Origin of the sequence: Bacillus sp. 0209A (assembly GCF_036765095.1) — a bacterium.
Lineage (GTDB): Bacteria > Bacillota > Bacilli > Bacillales > Bacillaceae > Bacillus > Bacillus subtilis_G.
Genome location: NZ_JBAIZV010000002.1, coordinates 222449 through 242154 on the forward strand (window position 1 = coordinate 222449; position 19706 = coordinate 242154).

The following is a 19706-nucleotide window of genomic DNA, read 5'->3' on the forward strand; positions in this document are numbered from 1 at the left end:
AGGAGCATGACAGATGAACGAAAAACAGCTCGCCGAAGCTTACGAACGCGATGAAAATATGATGATTTTGGTGTTTGCCCAATGGTGCGTCAACCATGACCTTGATCCGCTGGAGCTGTACGCCAAGGCGTATCCGCAGCAAAAGCTCAATGAAAGTTTGAGAAAAACCATGGACGAACTGGCCGTGCCGAAACACGAATCCGAGCACATTCCGGACCAGACCGTCATTGCGATGTTAGAGATGTTTGGAAATATAGATTTGGCACAAGCGGTTCATGAAGCGATTTTGGGGCGTAAACAGTAAAAAAAGAGGCATCTTGTCTCTTTTTTTATTTGGAAACTTCTTTTGATTTTATCAGTACTAGGGAATGATAAACAACGACACCAAAGGAGGAGAGTGTATGAAATGGAATAACATGCTGAAAGCCGCGGGGGTTGCAGTTTTGCTTTTTTCTGTATTTGCCTATGCTGCGGCTCCATCATTAAAAGCGGTTCAAGCGAAAACACCGGCTGTCAGCAGCCATACGTACAAAAAGATTAAGGAATTAAAGTATCCTCAGGTGCATCACATCGGAAATGCCGCGTTTGAAAAGAAAATCAATCAAGAGCTGAAAGCCTACATTGAACAATCGTATCAAGAATACCTAAAAAACAAAAAAGCCGGTGAACAGCAGGGTTTCAAAGCGGAATATCAAACATCGTTCAGCGTCAAATATAATGCGGCGGGCAAGCTTAGCATTCAAACACTCAATTATATATATTCAGGCGGCGCCCATGGTTTAACGTCTGTTCAGTCCTTCAACTATGACTTGAAAACCAAAAAGCGGGTGACACTGAATCAGATTCTGAATACCAAAACAAAAGTCAGCAAAACGAAAGATTATCTATACAGCTATATCAAAAAACATGACACGCTGTTTTTCCCAGATGTAAAGAAAGAAGATATTACCCTTAACAAAGACACAGTGTTTTACTTTACGAAAAACGGAATCGCCATCGTCTTCGGCCAGTATGAATTAGGGCCTTATGCGGCCGGAATCCGTGATGTGCAGGTGCCTTCGTCTATTTATCAATAATCAAAAAAGCCATATCCGGGAAAGGGATATGGCTCAAGATTTTTACCACACAAACAGGCCGACAATCGCAGCACTTAGTAAAGATACCGCAATTCCGCTGACGAGCAATTTCCACACGTTTTTTCCGATGACCGTTGACTTTTCGCCGTCAAGGATCGAGTTGTACGTGCCGTAAATCATGCCGACAGTACTGAAGTTGGCAAATGACGTCAGGAATGTCGTCGCCACCGCAACGGTGTGAGGCGGAAGTGATGTGAGATTTTCTTTCAAGTCAAGCATCGCAACAAACTCGTTCGTTGCCAATTTCATTCCCATCAGCTGAGCGACATACATCGCATCGTGTACCGGCAGCCCAAGCAGGAATGCGAACGGACTGAAGAGATAAGCGAAGATTGTCTGGATGGTCAGGCCGTGGACGAAAACGCCAAGAATGCCATTGACCGCTGACGTTAACGCGACATATCCGATCACCATTGCTAAAATAACGATAACCATGTTCATGCCGACAAGCATACTGTTAGAAATTGTAGAGAAAAAGTCTTTCTTCTCTTCTTTAGGTGGCGTATAGATGATATCTTCATCCTCCGGCACGTGAACAGGATTCAGCAGGTTTGCGATAATCAGCGCGTTTAAGCAGTTCAAAGGAATCGCTGTAAACACGTATGTCGCCGGCACCATTGACAGATAAGATCCAATAATGGAGCCGCTGATGCTGCTCATGCTCATCAAGCCGAACGTGAGCAGGCGGTTGTTGTTTAATACCGTCAGCTGCTGGCGGATGACCGCAAGTGCTTCAGTATTTCCCAAAAACATCATTTGAATAGAGAAAAAGCTCTCTAATTTCGGCAAGCGGGAAGCCTTTGAAATCAACCAGCCGATTTTATCAATCATCCAAGGCAAAATGCCGAAATAGGTTAAAATATCAAAGAATGTGACGATAAAGATAATTGGAAGAAGCGCGCTAAAGAAAAAGTCTACTGTTTCATTCGCCATCACTGACGGGAAGGCAAACGCGATACCATCACTGGCGCAAGCAATCAGCCAAGTGAAGAAATCACCAATTTTACCGATGGTCCAGCTCCCGATTTTTGTTCCCAGCATAAACCAAGTAATCAGCAATTCCAGAACAATTAACGTAATGATCGGGCGCCACTTGATTTTCTTTTTCTGCGGAGAACATAGGAATACAACTGCCATAATCACAATGAGACCGACAAGGTTTAATAAAAAGTACATGATAGCAACTCCTATGAGGTTTATTTTGGAAACAAAAAAAGCTCTTATTCTTCACAAATTCTGGAAATGCAGAAAGTGTGAAAAATAAGAGCAAACAGAAAAGAACATGTCCTTTTCAACTCGTTCAAATTTATTCAAACTTTCTTGTAGTCTAGTTTTTTACGGTTACTAGGTAGAAACAATCAGACCATATTACTGATCATATACAAGAATGTCTATTTTCTAGGTTGATAGCAGTATTTTATCCTTTCACTTTTTGAAAATCAACCTTTTTAACTATTTTCACAATAATAAAATTTATATTTTGAATTTGAGGAAATAAAGGCTTAACACGCTGGATTGCTATGTTGAAATGATGTTTAGGAAATCAGGAGGGGAAAAATGAAGCATATCATTATTACGGGCGCGTCAAAAGGAATTGGCGAAGCATTAGGCAAAAAGCTCATCCATTCTAACCATCGGCTGTACTGTATGTCAAGACGGGCGAATCAAAGCCTGATTAACCAAGATCCCCAATTGCGATATTACTCCTTCGACCTCAGAGAGACCCACAAGATTGAAGCGCTTTTTCAGGACTTATTTGCAGACATCAATCATGATCCGCATCCGGAAGGCATTTATTTGATCAATAATGCCGGCGTGCTATCGCCTGTGGGGCCGATTGAACACAATAAAGCGGAAGACATGGTCCAACATATGCAAGTGAATTTAATGGCTCCGATGGTCATGACCTCCCAATTTGTGAAGCACACAAAGCTCATCGATACGGATAAGCGAATCATGAATATCTCGTCAGCCTCAGCCAAATATGTATTGCCCTCACAAAGCTGCTACAGCACGTCAAAAGCTGGTTTGGATTCATTTACGAAAAGTATCAAATTGGAACAGGAGAATCAGCAGAATCCAGTGAAAATCGCAGCGGTTTATCCCGGAGTGATTGATACACAGCTGCAAACCGAAATCCGCTCGGTCCGCAAAGAAGATTTTCCTTATGTTGATGAATTCATTCAGTTAAAGAAAACAGGGAAATTACAGTCTCCTGAAGAAACTGCAGACGCGTTAATTCAATTTCTGACTCATGATGAATTTGGAGAACAAGCAATCGTTGAACATCTATTTCCGATTTATGGATAATTGTTATGTACAGGGGCGGGGAAACTTCATACAGCAAAAAGAGAAACGGTTGATGTCGATATCCTAATAGGCAAAGGAAAGCTCCGAAAAAAGGGGCTTTCCTTTTTTAATGGGAATAGTTGGCCCCCGCTTCCCGTACATATGAAAAAGGGATGGAAACAGTCGATGCGGAGAGATTTTTGCAAACGCTTTCTCTTTCGCGGAAATGGGGGATGCTTGTGGAACTCATCATCATTCTATTGGCGTTAGGCTTGCTGATGTTTACGGCGTATCGGGGATTTTCTGTCATATTATTTGCGCCGATTTGCGCGTTATTCGCGGTGCTGCTGACTGATCCAAGCCACGTGCTTCCTTTTTTCTCATCAATTTTTATGGAGAAGATGGCGGGTTTTATAAAGCTGTATTTTCCGGTATTTTTGCTCGGTGCGATTTTTGGAAAGGTCGTTGAAATGTCCGGGCTTGCGGCATCGATTGCGAAAACGATTGTCAGGCTTGTCGGGGCGAAAAGAGCGATACTCGCAATCGTGCTGATGGGCGCTGTCTTGACGTACAGCGGCGTCAGCCTGTTTGTTGTCGTGTTTGCCGTATATCCTTTTGCGAAAAACATGTTCCAAGAAGCAAACATACCGAAACGCCTCATCCCGGGAACGATTGCTTTAGGGGCTTTTACGTTTACGATGGACGCGCTTCCGGGGACGCCGCAAATTCAAAATGTCATCCCGACGACGTTTTTCAAAACAGACATTTATGCCGCTCCTTGGCTTGGTTTGTTCGGCGCAGTGATTGTGCTGGCAGCGGGCATGCTTTATTTGGAATCGAGGAGGAAAAAAGCGCAGGCAACTGGCGAAGGCTATGACGGTTTTGATTCGAAGAATTCTGCCGCTCTTGAATCGTCTGAGTTAGCGGCTGCACCGGACAAAAGCCAGGTGCAGCATGCGCTTGCCTTTGTCCCGCTTATTCTCGTAGGTGCAATGAATAAATGCTTCACCATATACCTTCCAAAGTGGTATCCGAATGGGTTCGATTTTTCGTCGATCGGATTAAAGGAGTTCGATAAACTTGATATTTCTTCAGCGGCTGCCATTTGGTCGGTGGAGCTCGCTCTGGTGATTGGCATCATCACAACAATTTTATTTGATTGGAGAAGAGTGTTTGTCCAAATGAAGGAAGGGCTGAATGAAGGGATCGGCGGCGCCTTGCTGGCATCTATGAATACAGGTGCCGAGTATGGTTTCGGCGGCGTTATCGCCGCACTTCCGGGATTTCACAAGCTGAGCAGCGGGATTTCGCACACCTTTACTGATCCGCTTGTAAACGGGGCCGTCACGACAACGGCGCTGGCGGGGATCACCGGGTCGGCTTCAGGAGGTATGGGCATTGCGTTAAGTGCGATGTCGGATCAATACTTGCAGGCGATTCAGGTTTACAACATTCCGCCGGAAGTGATGCATCGGGTCATTTCGATGGCATCAGGCGGCATGGATACGCTGCCGCATAATGGCGCAGTCATCACGCTTTTGGCTGTGACGGGACTGACTCACCGGCAATCGTATCGGGATATTTTTGCGATCACACTCATCAAAACGGCTGCCGTATTTGCCGTGATCGCGATTTACAGCCTGACGGGTCTAGTGTAGGAGAAAACGAAAGGGGCATCAGTATGGGAAAAGTGCTGTTATCTAGTAAGGAAGCTGCGGAACTGATTCAAGATGGAGATACGCTGATCGCAGGAGGATTCGGGCTGTGCGGCATTCCTGAACAGCTCATTATGGCGATAAGAGATCAGGGGGTCAAGGATTTAACCGTTGTCAGCAACAATTGCGGAGTCGATGACTGGGGCCTTGGTTTGCTTTTGGCTAACAGGCAAATCAAGAAAATGATCTCATCCTATGTCGGGGAAAATAAAATTTTTGAGCGGCAGTTTTTAAGCGGAGAGCTTGAGGTTGAGCTTGTTCCCCAAGGAACGCTCGCCGAGAGAATTCGGGCAGGCGGCGCGGGCATACCGGGATTTTACACGGCGACTGGTGTCGGCACTTCAATAGCTGAGGGAAAAGAACATAAAACGTTCGGCGGCCGGAGGTATGTGCTGGAGCGAGGCATTACCGGCGACGTGGCGATTGTCAAAGCATGGAAAGCGGACACCATGGGGAATTTGGTTTTTCGGAAAACGGCGAGAAATTTTAATCCCGTTGCCGCCATGGCAGGCAAGATCACGATTGCCGAGGCGGAAGACATCGTGGAAGCGGGAGAGCTTGATCCAGATCACATCCACACACCGGGCATTTACGTACAGCATGTGGTGCTTGGCGCCAGCCATGAAAAACGGATTGAAAAACGCACAGTTCGGCAGGCGGCGGGAAAGGGTGAGGCGAAATGAAGGAAGCGAGACAACGGATGGTCAAACGGGCTGTACAAGAAATCAAGGATGGCATGAACGTCAATCTCGGGATCGGAATACCGACGCTTGTCGCAAATGAGATACCCGATGGCGTTCACGTCATGCTTCAGTCAGAAAACGGCTTGCTTGGGATCGGCCCGTATCCTGCGGAAGGAACGGAAGACGCGGATTTGATCAATGCGGGAAAGGAAACGATCACTGAAGTGACGGGCGCTTCCTATTTTGACAGCGCCGAGTCATTCGCGATGATAAGAGGCGGGCATATCGATTTGGCTATCCTTGGCGGGATGGAGGTTTCGGAGCAAGGCGATCTGGCCAATTGGATGATCCCCGGGAAAATGGTAAAAGGGATGGGCGGCGCGATGGATCTCGTCAACGGGGCGAAACGGATCGTTGTCATCATGGAGCATGTCAATAAGCATGGAGAGTCAAAGGTGAAAAAAACTTGCTCCCTTCCGCTGACGGGCCAGAAAGTCGTGCATAGGCTGATTACGGATTTGGCAGTGTTTGATTTTGATAACGGCCGCATGACACTGACTGAGCTTCAGAAAGGCGTCACAATTGAAGAGGTGTATGAAAAAACAGAAGCTGATTTCGCTGTAAGCCAGTCTGTGATCAAACAAAACTCTTAGGGAAGGTGTTTGACATGAATAAACAAGTCGCCTTGGTGACAGGGGCAGCCGGCGGAATCGGATTCGAAATCGCGAGGGAGTTCGCCCGTGAAGGAGCTAGAGTCATCGTTTCGGACCTTCATCAGGAAGCATGCGAAAAGGCCGCTTCCAAGCTTGCAGAAGAAGGTTTTGACGCAGCAGCCATTCCGTGTGATGTGACAAAGGAAGCGCAAGTCGCTGATACGGTGAACACCATTCAAAAACGATACGGCCGCTTGGATATTCTGGTGAACAATGCCGGTATTCAGCACGTCGCCCCGATTGAAGAGTTTCCGACAGAAACCTTTGAACAACTGATCAAGGTCATGCTGACGGCGCCCTTCATCGCAATGAAGCATGTTTTTCCGATCATGAAAAAACAGCAGTTTGGCAGAATCATTCATATCGCGTCTGTTAATGGTTTAGTCGGCTTTGCGGGGAAATCGGCTTATAATAGCGCCAAGCACGGTGTCATTGGGCTGACTAAGGTCGGGGCGCTGGAGGGCGCGCCCCATGGCATTACAGTTAACGCGCTCTGTCCGGGGTATGTCGATACACAGCTTGTCCGCAATCAGCTGAGCGATCTTTCGAAAACGAGAAATGTCCCTTACGACTCCGTCCTTGAACAGATCATTTTTCCGCTTGTGCCGCAAAAACGACTGCTTGGCGTCAAGGAAATCGCGGATTATGCAGTGTTTTTGGCAAGCGAGAAAGCGAAGGGTGTCACCGGGCAGGCTGTCGTCCTAGATGGGGGCTACACCGCTCAATGATATAAAAAACACACTTGCTCCGCCATGGAATCAAGTGTGTTTTTTCTTTGCTTATTTCCAAACATCGTTAGCGATTTCAACCACATGGCGCAGCTTCGCCCATTGCTGTTCTTCGGTCAGCTTGTTGCCTTCTTCAGTGGAAGCGAATCCGCATTGAGGGCTGAGGCAAAGCTGGTCTAAGCTCACATAGCGGGACGCTTCTTCGATACGGCGTTTCACATCGTCCGGATGTTCAAGCTCGCCGAATTTAGAGGTGACTAAACCAAGGACAAGCTGAAGATCAGAGCGCTTCACATAACGGAGCGGTTCAAATCCGCCTGAGCGTGAATCATCGTATTCCAAGAACAGGCCGTCAAGGTTCAAGCCGTCAAAAATGGTTTCAGCTGCCGCGTCATAACCGCCTTCAGCTGTCCAAGTGGACTGGAAGTTGCCGCGGCAAATATGCATGGTCACCGTCAGGTCATCCGGACGATCCGCAATCGCGTCGTTAATGGATTTCGCAAACAGCTGGCGAAGCTCGTCTGGCGTTGTTCCGAATGCTTCGATTTGTTTTAAGCCTTTTTCAGATAAGAAAACAGCCCATGCCGTATCATCAAGCTGGAGGTAGCGGCAGCCTCTGTCATAAAACGCTTGAATCGCTTTTTTATATGCTTTGGATACATCATGCTGGAAAAGCTGATAGTCGTTTTTGTACGCATCCTTTTCAAGCTTTCCGCGGAAAAACAGCATATTCGGGCTTGGGATCGTCATCTTCGGCGTCGCGTCACCTGCAATGCTATGGAGAAATGAATAATCTTCAAGCATTGGGTGAGTTGAAAAGTCGATATCATCTGTGACTTTAATGCCGCGTGCTTTTGTCTGTACGTTATGAAATTGAATGCCGTGCTCAGGAATAAACGGCTCAACCCCATCCAAGTTTTCCAGAAAATCAAAATGCCACCACGCTCTGCGGAATTCGCCGTCTGTCACGACGTTCAGGCCGGTTTCCTTCTGTTTTTCCACAATGCGGATGATTTCATCGTTCTCGATCTGGCGAAGCTGTTCAGCCGTAATCTCGCCGGCGGCTTTTTGCAGCCGCGCTTTTTTGACGGGCTCAGACCTCAGCAGGCTTCCGACTTGATCCGCGCGAAATGGCGGTTTTTGTCTTTGAAGTGATTTTTGTTCTGCGGGTGTTGTTTGTTGTGGCATGTTGTTCATTCCTTCTTTCCATTCAAATATAAAAAAGCTCTTCCTTTGGATAAGGAAGAGCTTGCGTGACAATCTCAACCTTATCTTCAAGAGCAATCAATGCTCTAAAGGATTTAGCACCATTCTGTTAAACAGCGGTTGCCGGGTATCGCAGGGCCAGTCCCTCCACCTCTCTTGATAAGGAAAACCTTTTTATGAAATTTTCTGATAGTATCTATTATTCACACATTTTACATGTCTGTCAATGATAGATTATCTCCACACATCGTTGGCGATGTCGATGACGTGGCGCAGCTTCGCCCATTGCTGCATCTCTGTCAACAGATTGCCTTCTTCTGTAGAGGCGAAACCGCACTGCGGGCTGAGGCACAACTGGTCAAGGCTGACAAAGCGCGCCGCTTCATTGATTCGGCGTTTCACATCCTCAGGATTTTCGAGCTCGCCGTATTTTGATGTAATTAAGCCAAGAACAATTTGCAGATCCTTGCGTTTCACGAAACGGAGCGGATCAAAATTTCCGGAGCGATCATCATCATATTCCAAGAACAGGCCGTCCAAGTTTAAGCCGTCCAAAATCGTTTCCGCTACAGCGTCATAGCCTCCTGATGCCGCCCAAGTCGACTTGAAGTTGCCGCGGCAAATGTGCATTGTGATTGTTAAATCATCAGGGCGGTCCGCGACTGCATCGTTAATCGTTTTGGCAAACAAGGCAGGCAATGTTTCTGGATCGCCGCCGAGCGCCCGGACAACCTCTCTGCCTTTTTCCTCAAAGAAGAGAGACCATGACGTATCATCTAGCTGAAGATAGCGGCATCCAGCGTCATAGAAGGCGTTGATTGCTTTTTTGTACGCTTGGGCCAGATCATGAAAGTACTCCTCTTGATCGTCATAAATGCCTTTATCGGCCTTTTCACCGAAAAACAGCATATTCGGACTCGGAATCGTCAATTTAGGTGTCGCGTCGCCGGCAATCTCTTGTAAAAATTGATAATCAGCAAGCGCTGGGTGGTTCGTAAAATCGAGTTTTCCCGTCACTTTGATGCTGCGTGCTTTTGTTTTTACGTTATGGAACTGAATCCCTTCAGCGGGAATGAACGGTTCCACACCGTCAAGCCCTTCGAGAAAATCATAATGCCACCAAGAACGGCGAAATTCACCGTCTGTTACCACGTCGAGACCGATTTCTTTTTGTTTTTTGACAATGCGAGTGATTTCCTTGTTTTCAATCTCACGAAGCTGTTCCGCTGTGATCTCGCCGGCCGCTTTTTTCTGGCGTGCTTCTTTCACCGGAGCGGAGCGCAGTAAACTGCCGACATGATCGGCGCGGAAAGGAGCTTTGTTTTGTTTTTCTGATTTTTGTCCTGCAACATTTGTTTGTTGAGCCATGTCATTCGCCTCTTTTCTGAAATAGGGTAAGCATGAAAAAAGCTCTTCCTTTGAGTAAGGAAGAGCTTGAATGATCAAATCTCCGCCTCATCTGCAAGAACGCAATGTTCTTAAGGATTTAGCACCATTCTGTTTGAAACAGCGGTTGCCGGGTATCACAGGGCCAGTCCCTCCACCTCTCTTGATAAGGTACATCTTCATATTTACATTTTAATTATCTTAATATTATTACTTTTGAATCAATTGTCAACACTTTTTTAGAAAAGACTCTCATCTTCATCGTCATATAAGACCATATCCAACACGATAGCGATGGCCGTGCAAAGCAGCACATCTTCCTCGTTTGCAATCTGCAAATGATAGGAATCACCCCAGCTGAGCCACTTCTTACTCACCGACATCCGGACATTCTCCCCGTCAGTCAGCTGGAATTCATTCTTCCACAAGTCACCGTCAATTTGCCAGTTAAGTCCGGAAATCTCAAACTTCGGTTTGAAAAACGCTAATTTCTTCGTCACCTCACAAACCGTTTTCCCGCCAATTGAAATCACATATCGCGGCAGAAATGACATCACTTTTTGTTCAATGGAAACGAGCGTTTTCCCGGATGAATCTGTCAATTGTAATGAGTCCCCTAACGAAAAGAACCGTCCTTCGACCTTGAATCGCTCTTGTTCATCCCGGTCATAAATGTGAAATGTATCTTTAAACGAGAACATTTTTTGTTTCATAAATAAATCGATCATTGCTGCAGTCTCCTTTTGAATTTGCCTTGTAAAATATTACGGACAGGGGGCAAAAAGGTTTCAAGTCCAAATCTATGTTTCCAAAATGAAAAAAGGCTGCGTTGTTCAGCAGCCTTTTCGTTTGAAATATCGTTTTAGGAAAGATGCATCCGGCGTTTTTGGCGGATGGCGTCAAGGTCGATTAGGTTGTTATGATAAGTTGCGGCTGCTGGCAGAGGGCTTGTCTTTTGCGGTTTGCGGCGATTGTCCTTGCTGAAAGAAAAAAGAAGATAGCCGCATAATGCGATGATAATAAATAGGATCATTTTACATACCTCCCAAAAAAAGTTTTGGTATCTCTATTGTACGGATAAATTGTCAAAAAGTATTCAAAAAATTCTAAATCAATCAAAAATAAATAACTGCCCCTCTAAAACAGTTTAACCTGATGACCTGAAAATAGTCTTGAATCACGGTGAATGTTCTAGTTGATGTTTAGTTCTATAGTTACTATCGACGAGAAAATAAATTCCTTTATATAACTTTTAACCTAAAATTATGTGATTCCAACTACCTGTTTTTGGATGTTTTTTTCTTGCTTGTTTGATGTATACCCTATTTATCTTAATTAAACACAAAAAACCCAAATCACGGAGCATTTGGGCGGTACGAGGGTATGCAGATTGTGGTTTTGAGGATTTGGATGACTGATCAGAAGAAGCGTTTGAACATTTTTCTAATCTTTTGAAATGCGCTTGATTTCTTTTGTGTGTTAAGCGGCCGGGTCATGATCCATTTTTTCAATAAACTTTTTGCAGCGATTGCATGTTTTGTCATTGTTTTTCCCCCTCATCCGTTGATACTTGTTTTACGGAGGACGTATGAAAAATGTTTCATTTTCACGTAAAAAAACCAGTCCTTTTTTTAGACTGGCTTTTGGCATTATGCTTGTTCTTCAAACTGCTTTGCAATCTCAACGATGACGTTTACGGCTTTAACCATGTTGTCGGCCGAGATGTATTCAAATTTGCCGTGGAAGTTTTCGCCGCCTGTAAAGATGTTTGGCGTCGGAAGCCCCATGTAGGACAGCTGGGAACCGTCCGTGCCTCCGCGGATTGGGGAAATCTTCGGTTCGATGCCGAGGTTTTCCATCGCTTGCTTGGCGATGTTGACGATTTCGATGACAGGTTCGATTTTCTCTCTCATGTTGTAGTATTGATCGTTCATATCAAGGTGAATCCGGTCTTGCCCATATTCATTTTGAAGTTCCTCAACGACACGCTTCATCGTTGCTTTTCTGCTTTGGAATTTCTCTTTGTCAAAGTCTCTGATAATGTAGTGGAGCTTTGTTTCCTCTACATCTCCTTGAATTGACAGCAGGTGGTAGAAGCCTTCGTAGCCTTCTGTATATTCAGGCGCTTCATCTGCCGGCAGCAGGCTGTTCAGCTTCATCGCGATTTTCGCGGAATTGATCATTTTTCCTTTTGCCGTGCCGGGATGTACGTTGTTGCCTTTGACTGTGATTTTTGCGGCCGCGGCATTGAAGCTTTCGTACTCAAGTTCGCCAAGCGGGCCGCCGTCAACTGTATAGGCAAAGGACGCATTGAACCGTTTGACATCAAACTTGTGCGGTCCTCTTCCGATTTCTTCATCAGGCGTAAACGCGACTCTGATGGTGCCGTGCTTGATTTCAGGGTGTTTGATGAGGTAATCCATGGCTGTCATGATTTCGGCAATCCCGGCTTTATTGTCTGCGCCGAGCAGGGTTGTGCCGTCAGTGGTGATGAGTGTGTGGCCTTTATAGCCAGATAGCTCAGGGTATTGATCAGGTGACAGGATGACCTGCAGTTTTTCATTGAGAACGATGTCTTTTCCATCGTAGCTTTCAACGATTTGCGGATTCACGTTTTTGCCGGTAAAGTCTGTAGCGGTGTCGACGTGAGCGAGAAAGCCGATTGTCGGCACGTCTTTTTCAGTATTGGAGGGAAGAGTCGCCATCACATAACCGTTTTCGTCAATCACTGCATCCTGCATGCCGATAGATTTCAATTCATCAACAAGCATGTTTCCTAACGTCAATTGGCCGGGTGTGGAAGGGCAGGTGTCGACGGATTCATCAGACTGCGTGTCGACTTTTACGTATGTAGTAAACCGTTCAATGATTTCTTCTTTCATTTCCAATCATCTCCTTTGTCTTATCTTATCATGGCGGGACGAGAGATTTCTATTGCACAATACCGTTACGGATGGCAAACACGACTGCCTGTGTCCGGTCTTGGGCGTTGCATTTTTGCAGGATGCGGTGCACGTGGGTTTTCACAGTGCTTTCACTGACGAATAGCTTTTCAGCAATCTCTTCATTTCTCAATCCGTAGGCCATTTGCTGAAGAACCTCGAGCTCTCTTTTGGTAAACGATTCTGCCAGTTTATCAGCTTGTGTCTGTTGCTTCGCGCGAAATGTTTCACTGATGATTTTTAGTTAAGCGGAATGATCGAACATGTCCCGGGCTTTACCGTTCGTTCTCGATACATCGATAAAATAATAAAAATAATTCAAATCAACATATAGGGGCTCATCGCCATGTTATCAAATCCTTTCTGCATGAAGCATAGCGAATATTGGAAAAGAAAACGTCAACCGGCAGATTGATTTTTCAGCTGCTATACTTGTTCGCGCAGCATAAAGTCATGTAACATGGCGTGAAAGTGCTGAATGTCCTCATTGTTTCTTTTCCACATCATAAACGTCTGGGACGCCGGCAATTCAAGATGCGGGGGCGTACTTACAGCCATCAGCTTTTTTTCCGCTTCTTCCTGCTTGATGATGTAGGCGGGGAGAAAAGACGCTCCCATTCCCGCTTTTATCATATGGACAGCCGTATCAGTCTGCCCGGCAGCCATCGTTTGAAGGTGAGGGTAATGTGAACGGATGTTATGTAAAAAGGTATCCCCATATGAAGGGTGATCATGCGTGAGAAGCCGATAATGGCTGAAAACAGAAGCAGCATCAGCAGGCCCGTTTTCCTGGAATGGGGCCGCAAGACACAGCGTGCCTTCGCATATGTGCTGATAATAGAGTGTGTTTGAGTTCGGATCTTTCCGCGACAAACCAATATCCGCTTCATTTTGTTCCACCGCTTTTTTGATATCATCAGATCCAGCCACATGAGTTGAAAGTTCAACATGCGGATGTTTTTGGATATAAGCCGGGAGAAAGCGAGGCAAGATATAGGATGCAATGTAGGGATGGACGGCCAGTGTAAGTGAACGGCTGTATCCTTGCTTCCATTGGCTGACTTTTTGCTTTCCGGCTTGGTATACATTGATCATTTCTTTGGCATAAGGCAAAAACAGCCTGCCTTCGTCAGTCAGGACGACGCGTCTCCCGCGATGCAAAAACAGCCGCATGTCCAGTTCATTTTCCAATTTTCTTATATGTTGAGAAACAGCCGGCTGGGTGAGGTAAAGACGCTCAGCCGTTTCCCTGAAGTTCTCTGATGCCGCTGCGACAATAAAGGTTTGCAGCCATTTTAAATCCATAACCTATCTCCTTCACTGCAAGTAATCAATAACAAATTGTTAAGTGAACATGCGCATTTGCTTATCACTGATTATACATCCATTCGTTTAGTATACCTATAGAACGAGAAAATAGAGAGAGGGATTCATATATGAACATATACGTAGAAGCAAATCCGTATTTACATGACAAGTTTTCAAAATACACTGATGAAAAATATAAAAGAGAAGGGAATCCATTTGTATCCTTTCCGATTCGTTTTGAGGACGTCCCGCCCGGCGCAAAGACGCTCGCGCTTACTTTCATTGATCATGACGCCATTCCCGTATGCGGGTTCAGCTGGATTCACTGGACAGCGGCTAACATTCCGGCGCGCATCGGAGAGCTTCCTGAACATGCGAGCGAGGAAAGACAGGACTTGATGATACAAGGGCAAAATAGCTTTGCTTCACCGCTTGCGGGAAGCAGCAATCCAAAGGTGATTCACCAGTATTGCGGACCGACACCGCCTGACAAGGATCATGCTTACGCGCTGACAGTTTATGCTTTAGACACAGAGCTGAATCTTCAGCAGGGCTTTTATATGAATCAGCTCTATCAAGAAATGAAGGGGCGCATTCTCGATGAGACCTCTATTGAATTACTGGCAAGGGTTTAAGAAGAAAATATGAAGAAACGGTTAATAAACAATTAAACTTCTTGAAAATGGATGTAGAAAGCTTCTGAAAACTTTATAATATTAAACAATACATTCTCTTTAGGAGGTTATTCATCATGGCAATACTTGTAACAGGCGGAGCGGGATACATCGGGAGCCACACATGTATTGAATTATTAAACAGCGGCTATGAGATTGTCGTTCTAGATAATCTGTCCAACAGTTCGGCTGAGGCGCTGAACCGCGTCAAGGAGATTACAGGAAAAGATGTAACGTTCTATGAAGCGGATCTATTGGACCGGGAAGCGGTAGATTCTGTTTTTGCGGAAAATGAAATTGAAGCTGTGATTCATTTTGCGGGGTTAAAAGCGGTCGGTGAATCTGTTGCGATTCCGCTCAAATATTATCATAACAACCTGACGGGAACGTTTATGTTATGTGAGGTCATGGAGAAATACGGCGTCAAGAAAATCGTGTTCAGTTCATCCGCGACGGTGTACGGCGTTCCGGAAACATCGCCGATTACCGAAGACTTCCCATTAGGTGCGACCAATCCTTATGGGCAGACAAAGCTCATGCTGGAACAAATTTTGCGTGATTTGTATACAGCCGACAATGAGTGGAGCGTTGCGCTGCTTCGTTACTTTAATCCGTTCGGCGCTCATCCAAGCGGACGAATCGGTGAAGACCCGAACGGCATTCCGAATAACCTCATGCCATATGTAGCGCAGGTAGCGGTAGGAAAGCTGGAGCAATTAAGCGTATTCGGGAATGACTATCCGACAAAAGACGGGACAGGCGTACGCGATTATATTCATGTCGTTGATCTCGCAGAAGGCCATGTCAAAGCGCTGGAAAAAGTACTGAACACCACAGGAGCCGATGCGTACAACCTCGGAACAGGCACAGGCTACAGCGTGCTAGAAATGGTCAAAGCCTTTGAAAAAGTGTCAGGGAAAGAGGTTCCGTACCGTTTTGCGGACCGCCGCCCTGGAGACATCGCGACCTGCTTCGCAGATCCTGCAAAAGCCAAGCGGGAACTGGGCTGGGAAGCGAAACGCGGCCTTGAGGAAATGTGTGCCGACTCCTGGAGATGGCAGTCTTTGAATGTGAATGGGTATAAGAGTGTAAAATCATAAACAAAAGGGCTGGAGGTTTCCCCAGCCCTTCTTTTATTGATCCAAGTTTACTTCAAATGTAAATGGGTTAATTGTAATATCGTAGTTTTCGGAAGAACCTTCTAAAATAATATTTGCTGTTTTGCTTTCGATTTTAGGGAAGACAATAATCCCTTCAGTTTTAACCCCCGGTAAGATTTCACTTTGAATTTCAGGATACTCTGAAAGGTCGGATTTAGGCTCAATCTGTTTATTATCAGCTGTAATTTTGGCATTGAAGTCATAAAAGCTGATTTCATCTTGTGATTTGTTTTCTATCTTTACATAAAGGCGAGTTTCTTTTTCCGCAAGTTCAACTTTTTGAAGTGTGAGCGCAAATCCGTGCTGGTTCTGTGTTTTATCTACGTTAATTGTTTTTTGAGCTGGGGCGAAAGCTGTTGCATAGTCGCTTTTTTCAATGGAATCGGCAATGATTCTAGGGGCTGAAACTGATCCGCCCAATGCGTTTTCACCATCATATTTGTCTTTCACCGTACCTACTACATGAATAATGTCGTCATCTTTAATATCTAAATCAGGGTCGTCGATCATAATAAGAGTATTTTTGCTTAACTTTTCCGGATTATTATAGCCCTGAAGATATGTACCATCGTCGTCTTGTTCAACGTCAAAAACTTTTACATACAGATCGACTTTATAATTTTTAAATTGATCGGCATTAGTATACAGTTTTTCGATATCAGTCTTTTGTACTGTTTTAGTTGACTTTGTAGAGTCGGAGCTGGTTGTAGTAGAAGCTTGAGAGTCTCCGCTATTTCCGATGTTCGCAATAATAATAATAATGACTACCATCGCTAGAATAAACGTAATGATTTTATGCCTCATAAAAAAGTTACGTTGATCTTTACCGCAATTCGGACATTTCTTAACGCCTTTTGCAATCTCTTGGCCGCAAGCTTTACAGTGTAGTAGCTTTCCTGACATTATGTTTCCTCCTAAGTAATTAATTTCTTGAAATATATGTTCTATTTTGCCTATATATTTTCATGCAGTCAATGATAAATTGGAAAAAACCTTTTAATTTATATCTGTTCAAAAAGGTACTTTGTATCATATCGACCGAATCTTTCATTTATTAACAGCTGATGATCTTTTTTGTTTCTCTTAATTTATTGAATAAATCTCCGCAAATACCTCTTGAACCAATTCAAACCGTCCCTTATAATGCTAATATTGGAAAGAAAAAATGATAGGATAAAAACATTGGTTTTCTAGGGTTCCGCAATGCATATTGGACTGTGACCGAGAGAAAACACATAACAGCCCGGCTGTTATGACACGGTGGGATAAAAGCCCAGGAGTTTCTGCTCTTTTGCGAGAGCGTACTCCTGGGCTTTTTTGTTGATACTATCTGGAGAAGGAGTGTTTTGTGGTGAAAAAGAAAATGCTTGATGTGCTGATGCTTGTGATTGGCGCTTTTTTCTTCGCGCTTGCGGTCAATTTGTTTGCGATTCCCAATGACCTTGGGGAAGGCGGGGTCACTGGGATTACGCTGATTTTATACTATATCTTTCAATGGTCTCCCGGTGTGACAAACTTTATTTTAAATGCATTTTTGCTCTTAATCGGCTACAAATTTCTAGACGGTAAAACCACGGTCTATACCATCATTGCTGTTGCGGCGAATTCGCTATTCCTCCATCTGACACATGGGTGGAGCACTCCGTCTGATGAATTGATCATTAATACGATTTTCGCGGGTGTTTTTGCGGGAGTCGGGATCGGAATGATTATCCGGGTCGGGGGGACGACAGCCGGCTCTGCGATTTTGGCCAGAATCGCTAATAAATATTTAGATTGGAATATTAGCTATGCGTTATTGTTTTTTGATTTAATCGTGGTATTTAGCTCTTACTTTATCATTGGCGCGGAAAAAATGATGTTCACGATCGTGATGCTGTATATCGGTACGAAAGTGATGGACTTTATTATTGAAGGCTTGAATACGAAAAAAGCCATTACGGTCATTTCAGAACATAAGAGTGAGATTTCAGAGAAGGTAAATAACTTGATGGATCGGGGTGTGACGATTTTATCAGGGAAGGGAAGCTATACAGGCCAGTCAAAAGAGATTTTATATATTGTCATTAACAAACAAGAGCTGTCTATGCTGAAGAAAATCATCAGAAGCTGTGACAAAAAAGCGTTTGTGATCGTGCATGACGTACGTGATGTGTTTGGCGAAGGGTTTGTTGATATATCGAAATAAAGAAAAATCCCTCTGCACTTGATGCAGAGGGATTTGTTCGTTTAGAACGGATATTTGCGGTATTGCTTCTGGATCGAAATCCATTTCGTTACGGTAAACTCTTCGACCACCCACGGATTTCCGAAGCGGCCGACACCGCTTGCTTTGTTTCCGCCAAAGGCGATATTCGGTGAATCATTGACAGACTGGTCGTTGACATGGGTCATGCCGCTGTCAATTTGCAGGGCGAACGTTTCACCTTTCTCTAAATCAGAAGTGAAAACTGCCGAGCTGAGCCCGTATTCAGTATCGTTTGCCATGTCAATCGCTTCCTGATCGCTGGAGGCTTTGATAATGGTGGCAATCGGGGCAAACAGCTCTGTTTGGGCAATTTTGCTGTTGTTGTCGGCGCCGACAAAGACATACGGTGTGAGTACGTTTCCGACGCGTTTTCCTTCAACCGCAAGCTCGATGCCATCTGCTTTTGCCTGCTCAATGATTTCCAGCGCTTTCTCGATTTGGCCCTCATTGATCAGCGGTCCGACTACGGTTTTCGGATCGGTTTGATCGCCGTACGGAAGCTCTTTGACACGTGCGGTGAATTTTTCAACAAATTCATCGTACACATCTTGATGAACGATGATTCTGTTGATAATCATGCATATCTGTCCCTGGTGAATAAATTTCCCGAAAATCGCTGCGTCTACGGCACGATCGACATCCGCGTCGGAAAGGACGGCAAATGGGTTGTTGCCGCCGAGCTCAAGGGCCATTCGCTTGAAGTTGCGCCCGGCGATTTCACCGATGTGGCGCCCGACTGCGGTTGATCCTGTAAAGCTGATTAATCTTGGGATTGGGTTTGTCAGCATGCCGTCTCCGATTTCCTTTAAGTCCGTCAACATGACGTTAAGGACACCCGCAGGAAGGCCGGCGTGTTCGAACGCTTTCGCAATGATGGTTCCGCCGGAAAGAGCGGTTTGGATATCAGGCTTGTGAACAACACTGTTTCCCAGCGCAATCGCAGGCGCAATCGTTCTCATTGATAAATTCATCGGAAAATTAAATGGAGAAATCGATGAAATCACGCCGAGCGGAAGGCGGTAAATCTTGTTGATTTTCCCTTCAATGTCGGATGGAACCTCTTTGATGCCGCCTAATTCGCCGGTATACGTAATGGCTTCATCTAAAATCGCAATGGTTTGTTCAAGCTCGATCGTGGCTTTAATGATCGTTCCGCCAGTTTCGCGGGAGATCATCATGATGATGTTATCGCGGTTTTCCTGTAAATAGCCTCGCGCTTTTTGCAGAACTGCTTTTCGATCTTCTGTTGTGCTCCTGGCCCACTTTTTTTGCGCCCGCTGTGCAATGTCAAACGCATCCTCCAGCTGCTTGCTTGTTGCCAAAGATGCTGTTGTAATCACAGACTGGTCGTATGGATTCAAGATATCCTCCGTACGTCCGCTTTCCCCTTCTGTCCATTTTCCGTTGATAAAACTTTTGTTTAACGCTTCTAAAGCCATTGATGATCATCCTCCTTTGGTCCTGCATTACTCTTCTATTTCCGTTGAGACCGACATGTAAACGAATCGGTTTTCCCTT

At 45.1% G+C, this 19706-nt stretch carries 19 protein-coding genes, 3 pseudogenes and 4 riboswitches; of the genes and pseudogenes, 10 read left to right on the forward strand and 12 right to left on the reverse strand.

Going from position 1 to position 19706, the window contains the following annotated elements:
- The first annotated feature begins 13 nt into the window (after window positions 1-13).
- Both V6D44_RS06335 and V6D44_RS06340 read left to right on the forward strand, forming a co-directional pair.
- Window positions 14-304: a hypothetical protein gene (locus tag V6D44_RS06335; protein WP_333516361.1), complete on the forward strand. Its 291-nt coding sequence runs from the start codon at window positions 14-16 to the stop codon at window positions 302-304.
- A 97-nt stretch (window positions 305-401) separates the two neighbouring features.
- Complete coding sequence (locus tag V6D44_RS06340; RefSeq protein ID WP_289348765.1) at window positions 402-1076, forward strand: DUF3298 and DUF4163 domain-containing protein; 675 nt, start codon at window positions 402-404, stop codon at window positions 1074-1076.
- 42 nt (window positions 1077-1118) lie between these two features.
- On the opposite strand, the gene V6D44_RS06345 is transcribed toward V6D44_RS06340, so the two are convergent.
- A complete protein-coding gene (locus V6D44_RS06345; RefSeq protein ID WP_202327847.1) occupies window positions 1119-2312 on the reverse strand; it encodes a NupC/NupG family nucleoside CNT transporter in 1194 nt (397 codons plus the stop codon).
- A 127-nt stretch (window positions 2313-2439) separates the two neighbouring features.
- Window positions 2440-2541: riboswitch (purine riboswitch) on the reverse strand.
- Window positions 2542-2693: 152 nt separating this feature from the next.
- On the opposite strand from V6D44_RS06345, the gene V6D44_RS06350 reads away from it, so the two are divergent.
- The 5 genes from V6D44_RS06350 (at window position 2694) to V6D44_RS06370 (ending at window position 7264) form a co-directional block, all read left to right on the forward strand.
- Window positions 2694-3446, forward strand: a complete 753-nt coding sequence (locus tag V6D44_RS06350; protein ID WP_087993266.1) for a (S)-benzoin forming benzil reductase — start codon at window positions 2694-2696, stop codon at window positions 3444-3446.
- Window positions 3447-3664: 218 nt separating this feature from the next.
- Entirely contained in the window at window positions 3665-5083 is a 1419-nt protein-coding gene (locus V6D44_RS06355; protein WP_253268686.1) for a GntP family permease, read from the forward strand.
- Window positions 5084-5106: 23 nt separating this feature from the next.
- A complete protein-coding gene (locus V6D44_RS06360; RefSeq protein WP_087993265.1) occupies window positions 5107-5823 on the forward strand; it encodes a CoA transferase subunit A in 717 nt (238 codons plus the stop codon).
- On the forward strand, window positions 5820-6476 hold the full coding sequence (locus tag V6D44_RS06365) for a CoA transferase subunit B (RefSeq protein ID WP_087993264.1): 657 nt from the start codon (window positions 5820-5822) through the stop codon (window positions 6474-6476). The genes V6D44_RS06360 and V6D44_RS06365 overlap by 4 nt, the downstream gene beginning before the upstream one ends.
- Before the next feature lie 14 nt (window positions 6477-6490).
- On the forward strand, window positions 6491-7264 hold the full coding sequence (locus V6D44_RS06370; protein WP_087993263.1) for a 3-hydroxybutyrate dehydrogenase: 774 nt from the start codon (window positions 6491-6493) through the stop codon (window positions 7262-7264).
- A gap of 51 nt (window positions 7265-7315) precedes the next feature.
- Here V6D44_RS06370 and V6D44_RS06375 read toward each other — a convergent pair whose 3' ends face one another.
- The 9 genes and pseudogenes from V6D44_RS06375 to V6D44_RS06415 form a co-directional block, all read right to left on the reverse strand.
- Window positions 7316-8452 (reverse strand): 5-methyltetrahydropteroyltriglutamate--homocysteine S-methyltransferase, encoded by a 1137-nt coding sequence (locus V6D44_RS06375; RefSeq protein ID WP_087993262.1) that lies wholly within the window; start codon window positions 8450-8452, stop codon window positions 7316-7318.
- 77 nt (window positions 8453-8529) lie between these two features.
- Window positions 8530-8636, reverse strand: a riboswitch (SAM riboswitch).
- 68 nt (window positions 8637-8704) lie between these two features.
- A complete protein-coding gene (locus V6D44_RS06380; protein WP_333516362.1) occupies window positions 8705-9838 on the reverse strand; it encodes a 5-methyltetrahydropteroyltriglutamate--homocysteine S-methyltransferase in 1134 nt (377 codons plus the stop codon).
- 84 nt (window positions 9839-9922) lie between these two features.
- Window positions 9923-10029, reverse strand: a riboswitch (SAM riboswitch).
- Window positions 10030-10095: 66 nt separating this feature from the next.
- On the reverse strand, window positions 10096-10584 hold the full coding sequence (locus V6D44_RS06385; protein WP_087993261.1) for an LURP-one-related/scramblase family protein: 489 nt from the start codon (window positions 10582-10584) through the stop codon (window positions 10096-10098).
- 134 nt (window positions 10585-10718) lie between these two features.
- A pseudogene (locus tag V6D44_RS06390) lies at window positions 10719-10975 on the reverse strand (hypothetical protein).
- Between the two features lie 299 nt (window positions 10976-11274).
- Window positions 11275-11400 carry a hypothetical protein gene (locus V6D44_RS06395; RefSeq protein WP_277986971.1) on the reverse strand — a complete coding sequence of 42 codons (126 nt, stop codon included), beginning with the start codon at window positions 11398-11400 and terminating at the stop codon, window positions 11275-11277.
- Between the two features lie 105 nt (window positions 11401-11505).
- On the reverse strand, window positions 11506-12738 hold the full coding sequence (gene pepT / locus V6D44_RS06400; protein WP_202327849.1) for a peptidase T: 1233 nt from the start codon (window positions 12736-12738) through the stop codon (window positions 11506-11508).
- Window positions 12739-12787: 49 nt separating this feature from the next.
- Window positions 12788-13039, reverse strand: a pseudogene (locus V6D44_RS06405) (response regulator transcription factor); the annotation flags it as partial.
- 5 nt (window positions 13040-13044) lie between these two features.
- Window positions 13045-13146 (reverse strand): annotated as a pseudogene (locus V6D44_RS06410) (DUF1453 domain-containing protein); the annotation flags it as partial.
- 78 nt (window positions 13147-13224) lie between these two features.
- On the reverse strand, window positions 13225-14103 hold the full coding sequence (locus tag V6D44_RS06415; RefSeq protein WP_333516363.1) for a LysR family transcriptional regulator: 879 nt from the start codon (window positions 14101-14103) through the stop codon (window positions 13225-13227).
- A gap of 131 nt (window positions 14104-14234) precedes the next feature.
- On the opposite strand from V6D44_RS06415, the gene V6D44_RS06420 reads away from it, so the two are divergent.
- Together V6D44_RS06420 and galE are read left to right on the forward strand one after the other, a co-directional pair.
- Entirely contained in the window at window positions 14235-14741 is a 507-nt protein-coding gene (locus V6D44_RS06420) for a YbhB/YbcL family Raf kinase inhibitor-like protein (protein ID WP_333516364.1), read from the forward strand.
- 116 nt (window positions 14742-14857) lie between these two features.
- Window positions 14858-15880, forward strand: a complete 1023-nt coding sequence (gene galE / locus V6D44_RS06425; protein WP_289348748.1) for a UDP-glucose 4-epimerase GalE — start codon at window positions 14858-14860, stop codon at window positions 15878-15880.
- 33 nt (window positions 15881-15913) lie between these two features.
- Here galE and V6D44_RS21080 read toward each other — a convergent pair whose 3' ends face one another.
- Window positions 15914-16843: a zinc ribbon domain-containing protein gene (locus V6D44_RS21080; protein WP_442893319.1), complete on the reverse strand. Its 930-nt coding sequence runs from the start codon at window positions 16841-16843 to the stop codon at window positions 15914-15916.
- Between the two features lie 276 nt (window positions 16844-17119).
- A riboswitch (guanidine-I (ykkC/yxkD leader) is annotated at window positions 17120-17222 on the forward strand.
- Window positions 17223-17291: 69 nt separating this feature from the next.
- Here V6D44_RS21080 and V6D44_RS06435 point away from each other — a divergent pair.
- On the forward strand, window positions 17292-18128 hold the full coding sequence (locus V6D44_RS06435) for a YitT family protein (protein WP_087993255.1): 837 nt from the start codon (window positions 17292-17294) through the stop codon (window positions 18126-18128).
- A gap of 41 nt (window positions 18129-18169) precedes the next feature.
- Here V6D44_RS06435 and V6D44_RS06440 read toward each other — a convergent pair whose 3' ends face one another.
- The gene (locus tag V6D44_RS06440; RefSeq protein ID WP_087993254.1) at window positions 18170-19627 is read right to left on the reverse strand and encodes an aldehyde dehydrogenase family protein; all 1458 of its coding nucleotides are present in this window, start codon (window positions 19625-19627) and stop codon (window positions 18170-18172) included.
- Window positions 19628-19706: the final 79 nt, after the last annotated feature.